The 19,467-nt window shown below is 69.5% G+C and carries 20 protein-coding genes, 1 tRNA gene and 1 pseudogene; 5 read left to right on the top strand and 17 right to left on the bottom strand.

Features of this window, described 5'->3' with window-relative positions:
* Window positions 1-604 (top strand): annotated as a pseudogene (locus tag BLS95_RS51165) (hypothetical protein); the annotation flags it as partial.
* A gap of 90 nt (window positions 605-694) precedes the next feature.
* Here BLS95_RS51165 and rplA read toward each other — a convergent pair.
* The 5 genes from rplA to BLS95_RS51140 form a co-directional block, all read right to left on the bottom strand.
* On the bottom strand, window positions 695-1,414 hold the full coding sequence (gene rplA / locus BLS95_RS51160; RefSeq protein WP_090946904.1) for a 50S ribosomal protein L1: 720 nt from the start codon (window positions 1,412-1,414) through the stop codon (window positions 695-697).
* Window positions 1,415-1,481: 67 nt separating this feature from the next.
* A complete protein-coding gene (rplK, locus tag BLS95_RS51155; RefSeq protein ID WP_090946903.1) occupies window positions 1,482-1,913 on the bottom strand; it encodes a 50S ribosomal protein L11 in 432 nt (143 codons plus the stop codon).
* Between the two features lie 215 nt (window positions 1,914-2,128).
* Window positions 2,129-2,893, bottom strand: coding sequence for a transcription termination/antitermination protein NusG (gene nusG / locus BLS95_RS51150; protein WP_090946902.1), 765 nt, complete (start codon window positions 2,891-2,893; stop codon window positions 2,129-2,131).
* 77 nt (window positions 2,894-2,970) lie between these two features.
* Window positions 2,971-3,219: a preprotein translocase subunit SecE gene (gene secE / locus BLS95_RS51145; RefSeq protein ID WP_176993862.1), complete on the bottom strand. Its 249-nt coding sequence runs from the start codon at window positions 3,217-3,219 to the stop codon at window positions 2,971-2,973.
* Between the two features lie 77 nt (window positions 3,220-3,296).
* Window positions 3,297-3,369, bottom strand: a tRNA-Trp gene (locus tag BLS95_RS51140).
* 157 nt (window positions 3,370-3,526) lie between these two features.
* Here BLS95_RS51140 and BLS95_RS51135 point away from each other — a divergent pair.
* Complete coding sequence (locus tag BLS95_RS51135; RefSeq protein WP_090946900.1) at window positions 3,527-4,735, top strand: pyridoxal phosphate-dependent aminotransferase; 1,209 nt, start codon at window positions 3,527-3,529, stop codon at window positions 4,733-4,735.
* Window positions 4,736-4,871: 136 nt separating this feature from the next.
* Here the strand turns inward: BLS95_RS51135 and BLS95_RS51130 are convergent, their stop codons facing one another.
* Both BLS95_RS51130 and BLS95_RS51125 read right to left on the bottom strand, forming a co-directional pair.
* Window positions 4,872-5,375 carry a hypothetical protein gene (locus BLS95_RS51130; protein ID WP_090946899.1) on the bottom strand — a complete coding sequence of 168 codons (504 nt, stop codon included), beginning with the start codon at window positions 5,373-5,375 and terminating at the stop codon, window positions 4,872-4,874.
* Window positions 5,376-5,448: 73 nt separating this feature from the next.
* On the bottom strand, window positions 5,449-5,985 hold the full coding sequence (locus tag BLS95_RS51125; protein ID WP_090946898.1) for a hypothetical protein: 537 nt from the start codon (window positions 5,983-5,985) through the stop codon (window positions 5,449-5,451).
* 154 nt (window positions 5,986-6,139) lie between these two features.
* Between BLS95_RS51125 and BLS95_RS51120 the strand changes: the two genes are divergently transcribed.
* Entirely contained in the window at window positions 6,140-7,168 is a 1,029-nt protein-coding gene (locus BLS95_RS51120) for an adenosine deaminase (protein WP_090946897.1), read from the top strand.
* On the opposite strand, the gene BLS95_RS51115 is transcribed toward BLS95_RS51120, so the two are convergent.
* A complete protein-coding gene (locus tag BLS95_RS51115) occupies window positions 7,157-7,990 on the bottom strand; it encodes a hypothetical protein (RefSeq protein WP_090946896.1) in 834 nt (277 codons plus the stop codon). The two genes, BLS95_RS51120 and BLS95_RS51115, sit on opposite strands and share 12 nt — an antisense overlap.
* Entirely contained in the window at window positions 7,977-8,516 is a 540-nt protein-coding gene (locus tag BLS95_RS51110; protein ID WP_090946895.1) for an RNA polymerase sigma factor, read from the bottom strand. Before BLS95_RS51110 ends, BLS95_RS51115 begins: the two co-directional genes overlap by 14 nt.
* A 125-nt stretch (window positions 8,517-8,641) precedes the next feature.
* Here BLS95_RS51110 and BLS95_RS51105 point away from each other — a divergent pair, with 125 nt between their 5' ends.
* Complete coding sequence (locus tag BLS95_RS51105; protein ID WP_090946894.1) at window positions 8,642-9,379, top strand: class I SAM-dependent methyltransferase; 738 nt, start codon at window positions 8,642-8,644, stop codon at window positions 9,377-9,379.
* A 42-nt stretch (window positions 9,380-9,421) separates the two neighbouring features.
* Here the strand turns inward: BLS95_RS51105 and BLS95_RS51100 are convergent, their stop codons facing one another.
* The 5 genes from BLS95_RS51100 to BLS95_RS51080 form a co-directional block, all read right to left on the bottom strand.
* The gene (locus tag BLS95_RS51100; protein WP_245765781.1) at window positions 9,422-10,306 is read right to left on the bottom strand and encodes a carbohydrate ABC transporter permease; all 885 of its coding nucleotides are present in this window, start codon (window positions 10,304-10,306) and stop codon (window positions 9,422-9,424) included.
* The gene (locus BLS95_RS51095) at window positions 10,306-11,190 is read right to left on the bottom strand and encodes a carbohydrate ABC transporter permease (RefSeq protein ID WP_176993861.1); all 885 of its coding nucleotides are present in this window, start codon (window positions 11,188-11,190) and stop codon (window positions 10,306-10,308) included. Before BLS95_RS51095 ends, BLS95_RS51100 begins: the two co-directional genes overlap by 1 nt.
* Before the next feature lie 61 nt (window positions 11,191-11,251).
* On the bottom strand, window positions 11,252-12,517 hold the full coding sequence (locus BLS95_RS51090; RefSeq protein ID WP_090946907.1) for an extracellular solute-binding protein: 1,266 nt from the start codon (window positions 12,515-12,517) through the stop codon (window positions 11,252-11,254).
* 208 nt (window positions 12,518-12,725) lie between these two features.
* Window positions 12,726-14,612, bottom strand: a complete 1,887-nt coding sequence (locus BLS95_RS51085; protein WP_090946892.1) for an acyl-CoA dehydrogenase family protein — start codon at window positions 14,610-14,612, stop codon at window positions 12,726-12,728.
* An 84-nt stretch (window positions 14,613-14,696) separates the two neighbouring features.
* A complete protein-coding gene (locus BLS95_RS51080; protein ID WP_090946891.1) occupies window positions 14,697-15,917 on the bottom strand; it encodes an APC family permease in 1,221 nt (406 codons plus the stop codon).
* 81 nt (window positions 15,918-15,998) lie between these two features.
* Here BLS95_RS51080 and BLS95_RS51075 point away from each other — a divergent pair, with 81 nt between their 5' ends.
* Window positions 15,999-16,454: an Lrp/AsnC family transcriptional regulator gene (locus BLS95_RS51075; protein WP_090946890.1), complete on the top strand. Its 456-nt coding sequence runs from the start codon at window positions 15,999-16,001 to the stop codon at window positions 16,452-16,454.
* 356 nt (window positions 16,455-16,810) lie between these two features.
* On the opposite strand, the gene BLS95_RS51070 is transcribed toward BLS95_RS51075, so the two are convergent.
* The 3 genes from BLS95_RS51070 to BLS95_RS51060 form a co-directional block, all read right to left on the bottom strand.
* Window positions 16,811-17,956 carry an acetyl-CoA C-acetyltransferase gene (locus BLS95_RS51070; RefSeq protein ID WP_090946889.1) on the bottom strand — a complete coding sequence of 382 codons (1,146 nt, stop codon included), beginning with the start codon at window positions 17,954-17,956 and terminating at the stop codon, window positions 16,811-16,813.
* A 69-nt stretch (window positions 17,957-18,025) separates the two neighbouring features.
* Window positions 18,026-18,679: a hypothetical protein gene (locus BLS95_RS51065; protein ID WP_143044265.1), complete on the bottom strand. Its 654-nt coding sequence runs from the start codon at window positions 18,677-18,679 to the stop codon at window positions 18,026-18,028.
* A 23-nt stretch (window positions 18,680-18,702) separates the two neighbouring features.
* On the bottom strand, window positions 18,703-19,464 hold the full coding sequence (locus tag BLS95_RS51060) for a class F sortase (RefSeq protein WP_090946906.1): 762 nt from the start codon (window positions 19,462-19,464) through the stop codon (window positions 18,703-18,705).
* Window positions 19,465-19,467 lie beyond the last annotated feature (3 nt).

Here is a 19,467-nt window from a genome sequence, read left to right as displayed (position 1 = left end):
CATCTGCCTGATCACCATCACACTCGACGACGGCACCACCCGCACCGAGCCGTACCAGCTGGTGACCACCCTGATCGACCACCACACCTACCCCGCCCAGGCCCTGACCGCCACCTACGCCGAACGCTGGTGCTGCGAAACCAGCCTCGCCGAGCTGAAGACCCGCCTCCGCGGAAGCCACCGCCTCCTGCGCGCCCAGCACCCCGACACCGTGCGGCAGGAGACCTACGCCTACCTCATCGTCTACCAAGCCATCCGCTGGGTCATCGTCCACGCCGCCGCCGGCCGCCTCGACCCCGACCGCATCAGCTTCACCCGCACCCTGAACGCCGTCCGAATCGCCCACACCCACCCGGCAACCACCCTGGCCGATATCGAAGCCACCATCCTCGATCCCCGCCACCTCAACCCGTACCGCCTCGGCCGCATCTATCCCCGCGCCCTGTGGAAGGTCTTCGGCTCCTATCCCTCACGGCATCAACACACCACCCCCATAGCACGCAACGCCACCTACACCCTCACCGTCCTTCACCCTCAACCTCATCAGCGAAAGCTCGCTCCACCAGCGCGAACACCACAGACAACCGCCGCGCCAGACCCCTAAAGTTCCTGGCATTGCGGTCGCCACGGCTTGCCGTAACAGGAAAAAAGAAAAAAAGCCCCGCCCAAAACGGGCGGGGCCAAAAACACACGGTCAGCCGTCGAGGTCGGCGGTCAGGCCGCGGGTCAGGTTCGGGTCAACGGGGACGCCGGGGCCCATCGTCGTGGAGAACGTGACCTTCTTCAGGTAACGGCCCTTGGCCGCCGACGGCTTGAGACGCAGCACCTCGTCCAGCGCGGCAGCGTAGTTCTCCACGAGCTTGCGCTCGTCGAAGGACGTCTTGCCGATGATGAAGTGCAGGTTGGCCTGCCGGTCGGTGCGGAACTCGATCTTGCCGCCCTTGATCTCCGTCACGGCCTTGGCGACGTCGGGCGTCACCGTGCCGGTCTTCGGGTTGGGCATGAGGCCGCGCGGGCCGAGCACGCGGCCCAGCCGGCCGACCTTGCCCATCAGGTCGGGCGTGGCCACCACGGCGTCGAACTCGCCGAGCCGGTTGCCCTTGGAGATGTCGTCGATCAGCTCGTCGGCGCCGACGATGTCGGCGCCCGCCTCGCGGGCTGCCTCGGCACGGTCACCGGTCGCGAAGACCAGGACCCGGGCGGTCTTGCCGGTGCCGTGCGGGAGGTTGACCGTGCCGCGCACGATCTGGTCGGCCTTGCGAGGGTCGACACCCAGCCGCAGCGCGACCTCGACGGTGGCGTCGAACTTGGTGGTCGACGTCTCCTTGGCCAGCTTCGCGGCGTCAACGGGTGAGTAGAGCTTGTCGCGGTCGACCTTGGTGGTCGCGTCCTTGTGCGCTTTGCTGCGCTTCATTGCTTGACTCCTGAGTGGTAGCGGGGCCCGGTTTCTCTCACGGGCCCTCCCACGGGTGGAAAGGGTGTCAGTCGGCGACGGTGATGCCCATCGACCGGGCGGTGCCGGCGATGATCTTCTCGGCCGCCTCGACGTCGTTGGCGTTGAGGTCGGGCATCTTCGTCTCCGCGATGCTGCGGAGCTGCTCGCGGCTGAGCTTGCCGACCTTGTCGCGGTGCGGGACCGCGCTGCCCTTGTCGAGACCGAGGGCCTTCTTGATCAGCTCGGGCGCCGGCGGCGTCTTCGTGACGAAGGTGAAGCTGCGGTCCTCGAAAATGGTGATCTCAACGGGGATGATGTTGCCCCGCTGGGCCTCCGTCGCAGCGTTGTACTGCTTGACGAAGTCCATGATGTTGACGCCGTGGGGGCCGAGCGCAGTACCGACCGGCGGCGCGGGGGTGGCCTGGCCGGCAGGCAACTGCACCTTGACCAGTGCGGCGATTTTCTTCTTCGGAGGCATTTGTCCTTCTCCGGGTCCTGATTGCGATGCCTGTCAGGGTCGCGGACGCGGCCCTGACATGTCGGAGGCCGCCCTTGACCCAACAAGAGACCCGGCCATCGGCCCGCCGTCCGCTGTGGCACCCTGTCCAGGGGCCGTGGCGGCGGTCCGTTGTGCGGATTTCCCGATGGTCGCGACTGGGCGGCCCACCGAACGTCTAAGTGTATGTGATCGACTCAGATCTTCGAGACCTGGTTGAACGAGAGCTCGACCGGAGTCTCGCGACCGAAGATCGAGACGAGCACCTTGAGCTTCTGCGACTCGGGGCTGATCTCGCTCACCGAGGCCGGCAGCGTGGCGAACGGGCCGTCCATGACGGTGACCGACTCGCCGATCTCGAACTCGACCGTCGGGCCGGCGCTCGTCTTGGCCGCGGCCTTCTTGCTCTCCTCGGTCGGCTCCGGTGCCAGCAGCTTGGCGACCTCGTCGAGGCTGAGCGGGCTCGGCTTGTTGGACAGGCCCACGAAGCCGGTCACGCCGGGCGTGTTGCGCACGGCGGCCCAGGACTCGTCGGTCAGCTCCATGCGCACCAGCACGTAGCCGGGCAGCACCCGCTCCTTGACCGGCACCTTCTTGCCGCTCTTGAACTCCTGGACGGTGTGCGTCGGCACCTCGACCTGGTAGATGTAGTCCTCCATGTTGAGCGACAGGTTGCGGCTCTCGATGTTGGACTTCACGCGATTTTCGTAACCGGCGTAGGAGTGGATCACATACCACTCACCCGGAAGGCCGCGCAGGGAGCCCTTGAACTCCTCGACGGGGTCGATGTCGGAAAGGGCCGCACCGTCCTCGACGGCAGGGGCCTCAGCATCGGCCGCCTCGTCGCTCTCCGCGAGCTCGGCCTCTTCGACGGCCGCCTCGGCGGCCTCGTCAGTGGCCTCTTCCAGCTCGTCGCCCCACTCGTCGCGGGGCCCGTCCGCCGGAACTGAAGACTCGGACACGGTGACTCTTCCTCTTTCGTCTATCGATTGCCTCGTAACGTATGGCGACTCCGTCACGTGACTTCGGTGGTGCCCGGTCAGGACCCGCCGAAGACCCTCAGGACCACCCAGCCGAGCGCGGCGTCGAGCCCGTACACGATCGCAACCATGATCAGAACGAATATCAGAACGACCGTCGTATAGGTGACGAGATCCTTGCGTGTCGGCCAGATGACCTTCCGCAGCTCGTTGACGACCTGCCGATAGAAGAGGGCAGGCGAAGTACGCTTCTTCTTCTCGCCGCCACTAGGCTTGTCTGCGGTCTCGCCGCGCGTGTCGATCGCCACAGTCCTCACCTGATCTGTCGTATCCAACGCAGTCTTGCGGCGCGCTTACACGCCAATTATTGCGCGGACCGCACTCGCAGGGCACGAGGGACTCGAACCCCCAACCGCCGGTTTTGGAGACCGGTGCGCTACCAATTGCGCCAGTGCCCTATGTCGTTGACCAGACTACCCTGATCGACTCACTGCCTGGACCGAACCGCTCGCCGACATGCGGCGGAAGGACCAGGCGAAAGCATACGGGGGAATGCGTGGTACGTCGAACCGAATACCGATCTCCCAGGTCACGAGCGCGTGGGACCATGGACATATGTCCACCCGATCCCGAATCTCCGCAAGAATCTCCGCGATCTCCGAGTCCGCCACACTCGCCGTGGACGCCAAGGCGAAGGCGATGAAGGCCGCGGGACGCCCCGTCATCGGCTTCGGCGCGGGCGAGCCCGACTTCCCGACGCCCGGCTACATCGTCGAGGCGGCGATCGAGGCGGCACGCACGCCGCGCTTCCACAAGTACACCCCGTCGAGCGGCCTGCCCGAGCTGCGGCAGGCCGTCGCCGACAAGACGCTCCGCGACTCCGGCTTCTCGGCCGAGCCGTCGCAGGTGCTGATCACCAACGGCGGCAAGCAGGCCGTGTACGAAGCGTTCGCCACGCTGCTCGACCCCGGCGACGAGGTCCTGGTCGTGGCCCCTTACTGGACGACCTATCCCGAGGCGATCAAGCTGGCCGGCGGCGTCCAGGTCGACGTCGTGACGGACGAGTCGACCGGCTACCTGGCGAGCGTCGAGCAGCTTGAGGCCGCGCGCACCGAGCGTACGAAGGTGCTGCTGTTCGTCTCGCCGTCCAACCCGACCGGGGCGGTCTACTCGCGCGAGGAGACCGTGGCGATCGGCCGCTGGGCGGCCGAGCACGGCCTGTGGGTCGTCACCGACGAGATCTACGAGCACCTCGTGTACGGCGGCACCGAGTTCACCAGCATCGCCACGGCCGTGCCTGAGCTGGCCGACCGGGTCGTGATCCTCAACGGCGTGGCCAAGACCTACGCGATGACGGGCTGGCGGGTCGGCTGGCTGATCGGCCCGTCCGACGTGGTCAAGGCCGCGACCAACCTGCAGTCCCACGCCACCTCCAACGTCTCCAACGTGGCCCAGATGGCCGCGCTGGCCGCGGTTTCCGGCGATCTGTCGGCGGTGGCGGAGATGCGTACGGCCTTCGACCGGCGGCGCCAGACCATTGTTCGGATGCTCAACGAAATCCCGGGCGTGTTCTGCCCGGAGCCCAAGGGGGCGTTCTACGCCTATCCGACGGTCAAGGAGCTGCTCGGCAAGGAGCTGCGCGGCCACCGGCCCGGATCGTCCGCCGAGCTGGCTGAGCTGATCCTGGAGGAGGCCGAGGTCGCGGTCGTGCCGGGTGAGGCGTTCGGCACCCCGGGCTACTTCCGCCTGTCCTACGCGCTGGGCGACGACGACCTGGCCGAGGGCGTCAGCCGCATGGCCAAGCTCCTGTCCGAGGCCCACTGACACTCGCAGCAGCGCCACTGCCCGGAGCCCGCCGTGGCCCGGGCGCCACTGCCCGGAGCCCGCTGTGGCCCGGGCGCCGCTGCCCGAGGCCCGCTGTGGCCCGGGCGCCGCTGTCCGGGGCCGGCCCGTTGAGGGTTCAGGGTGTCGAGGTCGGTTCGACCCCGGAGGCGATCGTCTTGATCAGGGTGGCCAGGCCGGGCGTCGTCCCGATGTAGATCGCGGTGCCCGGCCGCTCCAGCCACATGAAGTTACGCAGCCCGCTGCGCGTCGTCCACCGCAACGCCGGCTCGCCCTGGTACACCGTCAGCCGCGACCCGGCGACCAGCGTGGCGAACTGCTCGGCAGAGCGCACCCCGCACACCACGCCCAGGTAGACCCGTTCCATGCTCTCCTGCCACACCACTCCCCTGACCGTGAGCCGCCGCGTGAGCGACCCGAGGCGGGTGAACGACCCGGCCCTGACCAGTCCCTCGGGCATGGCGGGAAACCGTATCCGGGTGTCGCCGCAGGACAGCGAGCTGCCCTTGCGGGTGGCGGCCGGCTTGGGCGGCGGCGGGGTGTCGTGGGGTCCGGGCGCGACCTCACCGCCGCCGCAGGCCGTGAGGACGAACATGAGGAGCATCGCTGCCAGGCGCCGCATCGACCCCCCCATGACGTAGACGGGATATCCGGTCCTCCAGGACTACAGGAGCCGGACGGAGGCGGCCAGTCTCCTACAGACTCTTGGCCGAGGCGGCGATTGCCATCAGATCCCCGCTCAGGGAGTCGCTGACCCGGATCCACGCGCCCGTGCCCGCGCGTTCCAGCCAGGCGATCATCAGGCCGCCGCCCGGATGCCGCCCGGCCACCGCGGGCCGGCCGCGTACGGTGATCTCCCTGGCCCCTGGTACGGCGACCCGCTCACGGTAGCTCGCCCACCCGCCGGCCACCGCGCCGTGCTCGACCCTGGCCTCGACGAACCCGCCGGCCGAGCGGAACCTGGCCCATTCGCCCGCCACGCCGGGTTCCTGGCGGATCGCTCCCCCGCCGCCGCGTTCGAGCCCGGCGGGCAGGTAGGTGAGCCAGAAGTCGCCGGAGACCACCGCCAGAACGGGCTCCGCCGGGCCCGCGGCCGTTCCGCGCCCGGCGGCGGGGAGGCGCCCGAACCCCGAGGCGAAGATGGCGTGGATGGACAGGGCCGTCACTCCCAGCGCCAGCAGGGCCAGCAGCGCGCGCCGTCCCTGCCCGAGTTCCCGCCCTTGAGGGATCATGCATGCGTGATCCCCCGTCCGGGCCCATCCCTACCGTCCGGCAGGGACTAGGCAATCCTCCACCTGCGAGTCCGCCCCTGCCATCCGGCCGGGGAAATCGTGAGCCCTCCTCGACCTGCGCATCCCGCCTGGGGTTGAGTGGCAAGATATGCCAATGGCGCGGCCCCTGAACTTGCTCCCCAAAGCCCATCTCCATCTGCACTTCACCGGTTCGATGCGGCACTCGACGCTGATCGAGCTGGCCAGGGAGCAGGAGCTGCACCTGCCCGACGCCCTGGAGCAGGACTGGCCGCCCAAGCTGCGGGCCACGGACGAGCGCGGGTGGTTCAGGTTCCAGCGGCTCTACGACATCGCCAGGTCGGTGCTGACCCGCCCGGAATACGTCTACCGGCTGGTCCGCGAGACGGCGGAGGACGAGGTGGCGGCCGGGTCGCGGTGGCTGGAGATCCAGGTGGACCCCTCGGGCTACGCCCAGCGGTTCGGCGGGCTGACGGCCACGCTGGAGCTGATGCTGGACGCGGTACGCCAGGCGGCCCAGCACACGGGGATCGGGATGGCGGTGATCGTGGCGGCCAACCGGACCCGGCATCCGCTCGACGCGAACACGCTGGCCCGCCTCGCCGTCCAGTACACCGGCCAGGGCGTGGTGGGGTTCGGGCTGTCCAACGACGAGCGGCGGGGCGAGGCACGCGAGTTCGAGCGGGCGTTCAGGATCGCCAAGCGGGGCGGGCTGCTGTCCGTGCCGCACGGGGGCGAGCTGATGGGCCCGCGCAGCGTGGCGCAGTGCGTGGACGACCTGGGCGCCGACCGGGTGGGCCACGGGGTGCGGGCGGCGGAGGACGAGTGGCTGCTGGGGCGGCTGGCCGACCGGCAGGTCCCGTGCGAGGTCTGCCCGACCTCCAACGTGGGCCTGGGGGTGGCCGAGCGGGCCGCCGACGTGCCGGTGCGGCGGATGTTCGACGCGGGGGTGCCTATCGCGCTGGGGGCCGACGACCCGCTGCTGTTCGGTACGCGGCTGTTGCGCCAGTACGAGTTGGCCCGCGACGTCTACGGCTTCAGCGACGCCGAGGTGGCCGAGCTGGCACGCCAGTCCCTACGCGCGTCGGCGGCCCCTGAGCCGCTGCGCAACGAGCTGCTCAAGGGCGTGGACGAATGGCTCTCCTCGGACCCGCTACCGGAGTGACCGGGCGATGCGCACGGCTTCCTCCATGGTCCGCACGCCTTCCAGCCGGTAGCTGACGGACTCCTGCTGCCAGATGAGGGTGGGGGCGGCCTGGCGCAGCGGCACCTCGGTGCCGTCCTGGCGCCTGATGTAGCCCAGGGGGTGCTCCCCCGGCACCCACCAGGCCTGGTACGGGCCGACCATGGTGTACGCGGGCATGGGCGGGCCGAGCTTCTTGAAGAAGTAGGGCTCCATCTCCTGGAACTGGTCGAGCCGGATGCCGCCCGGCCAGAACATCGACACCACCCGGTCGCGGTCGGCGACCGTGACCCGCCGCGGGGCGCCGAGCTCGGCCGGCGTCCTGACCGCGAACTTCACCGCGCCCGGCAGCTCCTCCACGGAGATGGCCCGTTCGCCGGGCAGGGGTGCCGTGGTGGTGACGGGCGCGGGCGGGCTGTCGCCGATCTGGATCTCGATGCCGGCCAGGCGCAGGATGTGCGCCACGGCCGCCCGCCCCTGGGGGGTGGCGGCGGTGACGGCGATGACGGCGATCACCACGGCCGTGACGACCTTCCACCGCGCCCGCCGCCCACGCCCCGCCACCGGCCGCCGGCTGTCGTCGCGCCGCCCCGGTGCCCTGGGACGCGACCTGCGCGCCGACTCCGGCCCCTCGACGTCCTCCGCAGGGCTCGCGGCGCCGGGCGCGGATTCGCCGGGCGCGGATTCGAGGCGGGCGCGGACTGCGGCGGCCACGTCGGCCGGAGGTGGGCTCGGGACGTCGAGGAGGTCGCCCAGGGCCAGCAGTTCGGCCTCCAGGTCGTCGAAAGGCTCAGGCGAGTTCATTGCCCACCTCCTCCCTCAGCCGGGCCAGCCCGCGATGGGTGCTGGACTTGACGGTGCCGACGGGCCAGTCGAGCACCTGTGCCGTCTCCGCTTCCGTCAGTTGTAAGAAGTACCGGCAGACAACGGCCTGACGTTCCCGCTCGGGCAACCCCCGTACGGCCGCCAGCAGGCGCGCCCGCCGGTCGGTGGCCACCGCCGAGCCCTCGGGATCATCGGGGGCCACGACCTCGGCCGTGGCGCCGAGCCGTAGCGTGAGCTCGGAGCGTCGCCCGCGCGACCGGGTCAGGTTGTGCGTCTCGTTGGCCACGATGCGCAGCAGCCACGGCCGGAAGGGCGCGTCCCGGCGGAACGACGCCAGGTGCCGGAACGCCTTGACGAACGCCTCCTGCACCACGTCCTCGGCCTCGTCGCCCGCGCCCAGCATGGCGGCGGTGCGGTGGGCGAGCACGCTGTAGCGCGCGACCAGCGTCTCGTAGGCCGCGAGGTCACCGTCGAGGGCGCGGGTGATCGCCTCGTCGTCGTTCATCGCGAGTCAGATTCCATCGCATCACAGGCCACGCCGGGAAGTGTCTTTCGCACATCGTGCAACCCTGGGACATGTCGGGGGCATTAGACTCAGGCAATCCATGAGCCCCTTGAAGGAACGGGATTATGTCTTCTGGGTATGACCGTGTAGTGCAACCGGCGGCCGGTGATGAGGCCCTGGAGAACCACCTGGGTGGGGACGAGGCCAAGAACTACCGGCAGTACGAGTTCGACATGGTCGCGCCGCATGTCGGCCGCTCGATGCTGGAGATCGGCTCGGGGCTCGGCCACTTCGCCGAGCAGTTCCTGCCCCGGCTCGACCGGCTGGTGGTGAGCGACTTCGACCCCTACTGCGTCGAGCAGTTGGAGAAGCGTTTCGCCGGCCGCGACGACATCGGCGTCCTGCAGTTCGGCCTGCCCACCGACATCCCGCTGGCCGACAAGGTCGACACCGTCGTCCTGATGAACGTCCTGGAGCACATCGAGGAGGACGACGAGGCCCTGCGCTCGCTGGCGCGCGTCACGCAGCCGGGTGGGCGGATCATCATCTGGGTGCCCGGCTACCCGCAGCTCTACGGCGACTTCGACCGCAAGGTGGGCCACGTCCAGCGCTACACGCCCAAGACGCTGGGCCGGACGGTCGCCAAGGCCGGGCTCGACGTCGAGGTGCTCAAGCCGATCAACTTCCTGGGCGGCATCGCCTGGTGGGCGGCCGTGCGCCGGGGCGGCGTCGGCTACCCCGACCCGCGCCTGGTCAAGGTCTACGACCGCACGGTGGTCCCGCTGACCCGCCTGATCGAGCGCTTCATCCGCCCGCCGTTCGGCCAGACGGTGTTCTGCGTGGCCCGCGTGCCCCAGCAGTAGCCGCGAAGGCCGCCACCGCGACACGCGGAGGCGGCCAGGAGCTCACTTGATCGAGCCGGCGGTCAGCCCGCCGACCACCTTCCGCTCGATCAGGGCGAACAGGATGATCACCGGGATGGTGGCGATCACCGAGCCGGCGAACAGGTTCTGCCAGTCCACCTGGTACTGGCCGATGAAGGAGTTCAAGGCCACGGTCAGCGGCTGGTTCGCCGGCGTCGTGGTCAGGGTCAGCGCGACCACGAACTCGTTCCACGCGGCGATGAACGTGAAGATCAGTGCCGTGATCACGCCCGGCAGGGCCAGCGGCAGCGTGATCCGGAACAACGCCCCGAAGCGCCCGTTCCCGTCGATGAACGCCGCCTCCTCCAGCTCCCGCGGGATCGAGGCGAAGTACGCGTTCAGGATCCACACCGCGAACGCCAGGTTGAACCCCCCGTTGACCAGGATCAGCGACCAGATCGAGTCCACCAGCCCGAACTGGTAGAACTCCCGGTAGATGCCGACCAGCATGGCCGTGGGCTGGAACATCTGGGTGATCAGCACCAGGATCAGGAACGCCGTGCGCCCTCGGAAGTTGTGCCGGGCCGAGTAGTACGCCGCCGGCAACGCCACCAGCAGCACCAGCACCGTGGAGCCCCCGGCGACCTTGAGCGTCACCCACAGGTTCCCGGCCAGGCCGCTGGTCCAGAACTCGGCGAGGTTGGACCAGACCCACTCCCGCGGCCAGAACGTCACCTCCCGCAGCGATTCCTGGGAGCGCAGCGAGGTGAGCAGCATCACCAGGTACGGGAAGAGGAAGACGAACGAGACCAGGTAGGCGGAGGCCGCGACGAGCACCGTCTTGAGCCGGGGCATCCGGCGCGGCGCGGCCGGCCGTACGTGCGGGCGCGGCTGGGTGGCCCGCGCAGGAGCCGTCCCGACGGCCATCACGCCACCTCCTTGTTCCAGCGCGACACCCTGAGGAAGATCAAGGTCAGTACGATCACCATGGCGAAGTTGACCACGGACATGGCGGCCGATTCTCCGATGTCCGAGCCCTTGAGGATGAACATGAAGATGGTCGAGGTGGCCGTCGAGTAACCCGGCTGACCATGGGTCATCGCCCAGATGATCGGGAAGTTGTTGAAGACGTTCATGATGTTGATCAGGGCCGCCACCGTGAGCGCGGGGCGCAGCAGCGGCAGCGTGATCGACCAGTAGGTGCGCAGCCGCCCGGCCCCGTCCATCTTGGCCGCCTCGTAGACGTCGCCGGGGATCGTCGCCAGCCCGGCCAGCAGCGCGTACGTGGTGAACGGCACCGACACGAAGATCGCCACGAACACCAGCCACGGCATGGCGCTGCCGGCGTCACCGAGCTGGTCGGCCGCGGCCCCGCCCATCGCGTCGATCAGCCCCAGTTTCACCCGGATCTGGTTGATCACCCCGACCTCGGGGTCGAGCATCCACTTGAAGATGATCGCCGTCATCAGCACCGAGGCGGCCCACGGCGCGATCAGCGCCCAGCGGGCCACCTTGCGCAGCGGGAACCGCTGGTTGAACAGCTGGGCCAGGGCCAGCGAGATCAGCACGGTGAGCACGACGACCGCGACCACCCAGATCACGCTGCGCACCATGATGTCGGCGAAGTCCTTCTCGCCGAACAGCTTCTCGTAGTTGGCCGTCCCGTTGGCCCCCTGCACGATGCCGAACCGGCTGATCTTGAGGAACGACGACCTGATCATCTCGATCACGGGCCAGAGCACGACCAGCGCGATCAGCACCACGGCGGGCCCGACCCAGGCGAGGGGCTCCAGGGCGCGCAACCTTCTCATGTATTACCTTCCACGACGGCACGGCCGGCGGGGGTGCCGGCCGTGCGCCTCCCCGCTCGGATCAGCCGGCCGCTTCGGCGGTCTTCTGCAGGTCGCCGAGGACCTTGGCCGGGTCGTCCGCGACGGCCCCGCCGATGGTCTGCTTGATCGCCGCGCTCACCGCGGGCCACTGGTGGTCCTGGAACGGGTAGAAGCTGGCGTTCGGCAGCGCGTCGAGGAACGGCTTGAGCTTCTCGTCGCCGGCCAGCTTCTGCAGGCCGCCGTTGGTGACGGGCAGCAGCTTGTAGAGGTCGGAGATCTTCTGCGCGGCGCTGCCGGTGTAGAAGAAGTCGAAGAACTTCTTGATCTCGGCGGCGTGGCCGTTCTTGTTGAAGGCCATGATCCAGTCCATCACGCCGAGCGTGGTGTCGAGCGGGCCGCTCTTGCCGGGGATCGGCACGATGCCGTAGTTCTTCATGCCGGCCGCGTCGAAGATCGGGATGGACATGGGGCCGCCGTTGACCATGCCGACCTTGCCGGCGCCGAAGTCCTCCCAGACGGTCTTGCGGTCCTTGGTGCCCGGGTTGGGGGTGGTCAGGCCGGCGTCCACGAGACCCTTCAGGTACGTGAACGTCTCGACGTTCTGCGGCGAGTTGATCGCCCACTTGCCGGAGGCGTCCTTGTAGGCGCCGCCGTTGCCCAGCATCCACAGGAACGACTCGGCCTGGGCCTCCTCCTGGCCCAGCGGCAGACCGAACGGCTGCGTCACGCCGGCCGCCTTGAGCTTCTCCGCGGCGGCCTTGAGCTCGTCCCAGGTCTTCGGCGGCTCGGCGATGCCGGCCTTGCTGAACAGGTCCTTGTTGTAGAACAGGGCGCGGGCCGAGGAGACGAACGGGATGCCGTACGCGGTGCCGTCGACCTTGCCGAACTCGGCGAACTTCTGCAGCATGTCGCCGGAGACGTTCGGGGACAGGACCTCGTCCACCTTGTAGAGCAGGCCGTCCCCGACGAAGCCGGAGTAGTCGCCGGTCTGCAGGATGTCGGGCACCTGGCCGTTCTGGACCATGGTGGCGACCTGCTTGTCGATGTCGTTCCAGTTGATGACGGTGACGTCGACCTTGATGTTGGGGTTGGCGGCCTGGAACTCGTCCACGACGCCCTTCCAGAACGTCTCGCCCGAGTTCGGCTTGCCCGGGCCGTCGCCGTAGTCGGCGGCGACCATCTTCAGCGTGACCTGGCCGCCGCCGGACGCCTGGTCGTTCCCCCCGCCACCCGAGCCGCCGGAGCCGCAACCGGCCAGGACCAGCAACGTGGCAAGGCCGAGCGCGGCGCCGCCTGCAAGCTTCATGTTCACTGGAGATACCGCCTTCTCGTCGGACGGGCGACGCTGGTCCGTACCAGCCAACGGACCCCGCCCAGGGGAATGGGGTGTGTGAGCCATGGCTCGACACGTTTGCGCCAGCGTAAGCCCGGGTTCATGAGGCGGTCTATACCGGCTCGTCTCGGTTTGACAACACTCAGGCGGGATAGTGCTCACGCCCGGTCTAGACCGGATGTCAGATGATCTTACGGCGGACGCTCTCCCCTCCCTGGGGCGTGCCGATCCACGGCCCGTCGACGGACGGGTCGAGGATGCCCTCCTCCAGGAAGTCGTAGCGGCCGTCCAGCACGTAGGTGGCCAGCCGCACGTCCTGGGCGTCGCTGTTGTCCCAGAGCCGCTCGAAGAGCGACTCCACGCGGCGGCGCGCCTGGTGGCAGAACGTGTCCGCCAGCTCGTACGGCCGGCGCCCCAGGTCCCTGCCGTCCTCCTCCGCCTTGACGCAGGCGGCCGTCATGGCGAACAGCTCGGCCCCGATGTCCACGATCCGGCTGAGGAAGGACTGCTTGTGCTCCAGCCTGCCCTGCCAGCGGGACATGCCGTAGAAGGTGGACCTGGCCAGCTTCCTGCTGGTCCGCTCCACGAAACGCAGGTGCCCTGCCAGCGGCCCGAACTCCGCGTACGAGGTGGGCAGGTTGCCGGTGCCCGCCACCAGGGTCGGCAGCCACCTGGCGTAGAAGCGACTGGCCCTGCGCAGTGCCTGGGCGCGCTCCTGGCGGGAGGCCTCCGGATTGATCAGCTCGCCGGCGGCCGACAGGTGGGCGTCCACCGCCTCCCGGGTGATCATCAGGTGCATGATCTCCGAGGAGCCCTCGAAGATGCGGTTGATGCGGGAGTCGCGCAGCATCTGCTCGGCGGGCACGCCGCGCTCGCCACGGGCCGCCAGCGACTCGGCGGTCTCGTAGCCGCGCCCGCCCCTGATCTGGACCAGCTCGTCCAGCACCCGGTAGCCCAGCTCGGAGGCGTAGAGCTTGGCCAGGGCGGCCTCGATCCTGATGTCGTTGCGCCGGTCGTCGGCCAGTCGGCTGGTGAGCTCGCAGACGGCTTCGAGCGCGTAGGCGGTGGCCGCGATGAAGGCGATCTTGGTGGCCACGGCCTCGTGCCGGCCGAGCTTGCGCCCCCACTGGACGCGCTCGCCGCCCCACTCGCGGGCGATCTTGACCGCCCACTTGGCGTTGCCCGCGCAGGTGGCCGGCAGGGACAGGCGGCCGGTGTTCAGCGTCGTGAGCGCGATCTTCAGGCCCTCGCCCTCGCGCCCGATGAGGTTCTTCGCCGGCACCCTGACCTTGGAGAACTCGGTGACGCCGTTCTCGATCCCGCGCAGCCCCATGAAGGCGTTGCGCCGCTTGACCGTGATGCCCGGGGAGTCGGCCTCGACCACGAACGCACTGATCTTCTTGCCGGTCCTGGCCATGACGACGAGGAGCTCGGCGACGACGCCGTTCGTGGTCCACAACTTGACGCCGTCGAGCACGTAGTCGTCGCCGTCGCGGACGGCGGTCGTGGACAGGCGCGCGGGGTCGGAGCCGACGTCGGGCTCGGTCAGCAGGAACGCCGAGATCTCGCCCGCGGCGCACCTCGGCAGGAACTCGCGCTTCTGCTCCTCGGTGCCGAACAGCTTGAGCGGCTGCGGCACCCCGATCGACTGGTGGGCCGACAGCAGCGTCGCCAGCGCCGGGCAGTAGGAGCCGACGAGCATGAGAGCGCGGCAGTAGTACAGGTAGGGCAGGCCCAGGCCGCCGTACTCCTCGCCGATGGTGATCCCGAACGCCCCGAGTCCGGCCAGTCCCTTCACCACCTCGTCGGGCACCTGGGCGGTCCGCTCGATGAGCCCGGGATCGACGTGGGCGTCCAGGTAGCGCCGTAGGGCCCGGACGAACTCCTCGCCCCGCCTGGTCGCCTCGCCGGGCAGCGTCGGCACCGGGTGCACCAGATCCAGCCGGAAGTCACCGAGATAGAGCTGCTTGGCGAAGCTGGGCCGCGTCCACTCCTTCTCGCGGGCCTGCTCGCCGACCTCCCGGGACTCCGCGTACTTGGCGTACTGGGTCTTCGCCTGCTCGGTCATGGCACCTCCCGACGATGCGCCGTCCTGTGCCCTGAGTACTGCCCGCTCGACGGCGATCTGCGCCGCCTGCCGCCGGATTTGTTGCTAACGGCGCATGCGAGCCCTCATCACCACCCACGCCACCAGGGCCAATCCCGCGGGAACCACCAGATAAACGCCGCAGAACGCCAGCGCCACGACCGCCATTCCGGTTCCGATCACGGCCGTCGTCCGGTGCCGTCCCGCGGGCAGCATCCGCACCGCCGCCGCCACGCCCGCCACCGTGACGGCGGCCAGGCACGCCGAGGTCGCCCGCATCAGCAGGTCCACGTCCACGGCCAGGACCACTACGGGCACGCTCAGCACGGCCAGCAGCCCCAGACTTCGGTACGGCGTCCCGCCCGGCTCCCCGCCCCTGGCGAACCAGCCGGGCAGCGCCCCGTCCCTGGCCAGCGCCGCGCCCAGCCGGGCGGCCCCGGCGAGGTAGGTGTTGACCGCCCCGAACGTCAGCAGCACCGCCGCGACCCCGGTGACCGGCCGCGCGGCGGGGCCGATGCCGGTCTCCAGCATCGCCATGAGCGGCACGCCGGGCATGCCGGCCCCGAGCACGGCCACGGAGGTGACGGAGACGCCGACGTACAGGACGGCGATCACGATCAGGGTCACCACCGTGGCCCTGAGCAGGCCCCTGCTCCCGGTGGCGAACTCGGCGGACAGGTGGCTGGCCGCCTCCCAGCCCACGAAGGCGAACATGAGCACGCCCGCCGCGCTGACCACGCCGGCGAAGCCGTACGGGGCGAAGGGGGTGAAGTTCGCCGGGTCGGCGTGCGGCGCGGCGCTGATCACGGCGGCGGCCAGCAGCGCGACGAGCAGGACGACGAGGCCGAGTTGCAGCCGCCCGGAAGTGCGCAGGCCCGCGGCGTTGGCGGCGAACGCGGCGGCCAGGATCAGGCAGGCGGCGAGGGTGGCGTCCAGGCCGAGGCAGGCCTCGACGTACTGGCCGCCCACCAGCGCGCCCGCGACCGTGCCGATGGGCACGGCGCCGAAGAACCACCACCCGGTCACCGCGGAGGCGTGCCGCCCGAACGCGAGCCCGACGAAGCTCGCCACCCCGCCGCCGTCGGGATAGCGCCCGCCCAGCGCGGCGAACGTCAGCGCGACCGGCACGCTCAGCGCCAGCAGTCCCGCCCAGGCCAGCACGGACGCCGGTCCCGCCGCCGCGGCGGCCAGGTGCGGCAGCACCAGCATCCCCGGCCCCAGCACCGCGCCGACCAGCAGCGCGGTGCCCTGCCCCACGCCGAGGTGTCCATACGCACGTTTCGCCATGGGCAAGGAAAGTAGCCCAGACATTCGGTCAGGAGGATTGGTCGCCGAACAAATGACTGGAACGGCATAAAATTCGCCACCATGGACGAACTTGATTCGGCGATCGTGCGGTTGCTCCAGACGGATGCGCGGCAGTCCAACAGGGAGCTCGCCCGCCAGCTCGGGATCGCGCCCTCCACGTGTCTGGAACGTGTCCGGGCCCTCACCCGCCGCGGCGTCATCCGCGGCTACCACGCCGACATCGACCCGGTCGCGCTCAACCGCGGCGTGCAGGCCATGGTCTCGGTCCAGGTGCGCCCGCTCAGCCGGGAGGTGATCAACACCTTCAAGACCTCGGCCGCGGAGATGCCGGAGGTGCTCAGCGTGTTCGTGCTGGCGGGCGGGGACGACTTCCTGCTGCACGTGGCGGTGCGGGACCTGGACCACCTGCACGCGTTCCTGCTGGACCGGCTGAGCAAGCGCAAGGAGATCGTCGGGTTCCGTACGTCGGTGGTGTTCCAGCAGGTCCAGAAGGCCGCCCCGAGCCGCCTGCCGTGATCGCCGGTTAATTCGGTTGCCCGGGGTCGCGGCGACCCTCTACCGTCATGGACATGCGCCTTTACCCGTGATTCGCACCCAGTCCCAGTCCATCGAGACGCGGGCTTGCCGACCGGCCTTTCCATCGAGCCGGCGTCGTGAGTTACGTAAAGGAGCTTTCCCTATGCGAGTTCGTTCCGGCAGGAAGAAAAACGTTCCGCACCTGCCCTTGACGCGGCCTATGCCCAAGATGCCGCAGCGGCCGATCGCGCCGCCCCGGCGCATCCCGCCCAAGGGCCGTTAGACAACTACCGGGATGGTAGTGAGCGGGCGTCGCCTCCCCCGTACGCCTGGAGGCGGCGCCCGCACCCCTTTTCTCAGAGCCGTTCGATGATCGTGACGTTGGCCTGGCCGCCGCCCTCGCACATCGTCTGCAACCCGTACCTGCCGCCCGAGCGCTCCAGCTCGTGCAGCAGCTTCGTCATGAGGATCGCGCCCGTGGCGCCGAGCGGGTGGCCGAGCGCGATGGCGCCGCCGTTGGGGTTGACCCGGGCCGGGTCGGCGTCGAGCTCCTCCATCCAGGCCAGCGGCACCGGCGCGAACGCCTCGTTGATCTCCACGACGTCGATGTCGCCGATCGACATCCCGGACTTCTTCAGCGCCCGCCGCGTGGCGGGGATCGGCGCGGTCAGCATGTAGACCGGGTCGTCGCCCATGAGCGCGAGCTGGTGGATGCGGGCGCGCGGGGTCAGCCCGTGGTCCCTGACCGCCTGCTCCGACGCGATCAGCACCGCGCCGGCGCCGTCGGAGATCTGCGAGGAGGTGGCGGCGGTGATCCGGCCGTCCTCCTTGAGCGTCTTCAGCCCGGCCATCTTCTCCAGCGTCGTGTCGGCCCGCGGGCCCTCGTCGTCCTCGACCCCGTTGACGGGCGCGATCTGGTCCTTGAAGTGGCCGTTGGCGATGGCCTTGGCGGCCCGCTGGTGGGACTCGAAGGCGTACTGCTCCAGCACCTCGCGCGCGTAGCCCCACTTCTCGCACATGAGCTCCGCGCCGCGGAACTGCGAGATCTCCTGCTTACCGTACCGCTCGACCCACTTCTCGCCGAACGGGAACGGCATGCCCTTCTCCAGCGCGGTCGAGATCGACGAGCCCATGGGAACGATGCTCATCGACTCGACGCCGGCCGCCACCACCAGGTCCTGGGTGCCCGACATGATGCCCTGGGCGGCGAAGTGGATCGACTGCTGCGAGGAGCCGCACTGCCGGTCGATGGTGACGCCCGCGGTGGTCTCCGGCAGGCCGGCCGACAGCCAGGCGTTGCGCGCGATGTCCATGCTCTGGGGGCCGAACTGCATGACGCACCCCATGATCACGTCCTCGACCGCCTCCGGGTCGACCCCGGTGCGGTCGATCAGCGCCCTCAGCGTGTGAGCAGCCAGGTCAGTGGGGTGGACGGTGGACAGACCGCCCTTCTTCTTGCCGACCGGGGTGCGAACCGCCCCGACGATGTACGCCTCTGCCACGGTGCCTCCTGGAAACCGAGCATTATTCGGTTACAAGAGGCAGACTACAACAGAACGGGGTTCTGGGCGTCAGGCGGGCGGCACCAGGTCCTCCGCCGCGTCGATCCTGAACCGCCACCGGTCCACCGCCAGGCCGTTCAGCGCCTCCGACAGCTCCAGGGCCAGCGTCCCCAGCTTGACCGGCTCGTCTCCGCGCAACTCGATCGCGGTGAGCTCGGTGGCGAAGGGCAGGAACTCCTGCGCGGCCGGCGGCTGGCCCTTCTCCGGGACCAGGACGGCCTTGATGTCCCCCGCGACGAACGCGAACTCGTCGTCCTCCTGCGGCTCCAGCAGCGGAGCCAGTTCCTCGGCCGTGGGGCGCGCCGGGAGGATGACGGCGGGCCCGTACCCCTCGCCGTCGGCCGGGTCGCTCACCTCGCCCCGGGTCACCGCCAGCCCGTTGAGCCGGAACGCCAGGCCCTCGGCGAGATAGCGGTCGAAGAAGTTCAGCGGCAGCGGGCCCTCGGCGGCCATCCTGACCGCCCACGCCTGCTCCAGCTCGCCGCCCGTCAGCTCGGCCGGGGCCTCGACCGGGGCGCACACCCGTACGTCGGAGGCCACGATGTCGTCGCCGTCCCGCCTGGCGCTCGGATCCGCGAGTTGCAGGATGCGCAACAGCTCGTCCGGATCGGGTTTGGCCGGCAAGACCGCCGTCGGGCCAGTACGCAGTCGCCGCTTCGCCATCCAGCCCATGCCAGCCTCCGCGCTCAGCTTCGATAGGAGCTCGTCATCGTCGCGTAGACGATGATGTTGTCGGTGTAGTGCCCGATGCTGCGGTTGTAGATCCCGCCGCAGGTGATGAGGTGGAGTTGGGCGTTCTCCTGCGCTCCGTAGACGCGCTGCGTCGGGAACGTCTTCTTGCTGGCCTGCTCGACCCCGCCGACCGTGAAGACGGCGGTGGTCTTGTCCTGCCGCTTGACCTCGATGGTGTCGCCGTTCTTGATCTGGTAGAGCCGGCTGAACACGGCGGCCCGCGTCCTGGTGTCCTTGTGCCCGAGCAGCACCGCAGGGCCCTTCTCGCCCGGCGTGGACATGTTCCGGTACCAGCCGACCAGATTGGGGTTGTCGGCCGCCGGCACCTCGATCGTGCCGTCCCTCTCCAGCCCGACGGACTCGATCGGCGCGTTGATCCCCAAGCGCTTGATCACGATCCGGACGGGGGTGGACGGCAGCATCGGCGGGGCCGGGTGGATCTGCGGCAACGGCGGCGGCACGTCCGGGTCCGCCTGGAAGAGCGCCTGCTGCGGCTCCCCCGACACCTTCTTCTCCGGCTGCACCCGGAGGTCCAGCGCGTCCCTGTTGCTGGCCAGGCCGTACTCGTCAGGGGACTTCAGCACGATCAGCAGCCCGGCCACGACGGTGACGACCCCGACGATCGCTGCCACGATCAGCACGGTCCTGAGCGCCGAGCCCGCCTTGTCCTGCGACGGCGGGATCTGGTCGCCGCCGTACGAGTAATGACCTGCCACGTC

Source organism: Nonomuraea jiangxiensis (assembly GCF_900099965.1).
In the GTDB taxonomy this organism is placed as follows: domain Bacteria; phylum Actinomycetota; class Actinomycetes; order Streptosporangiales; family Streptosporangiaceae; genus Nonomuraea; species Nonomuraea jiangxiensis.
Note: the sequence above shows the minus strand (reverse complement) of the source record. Positions and strands in the feature narration are given on the sequence as shown.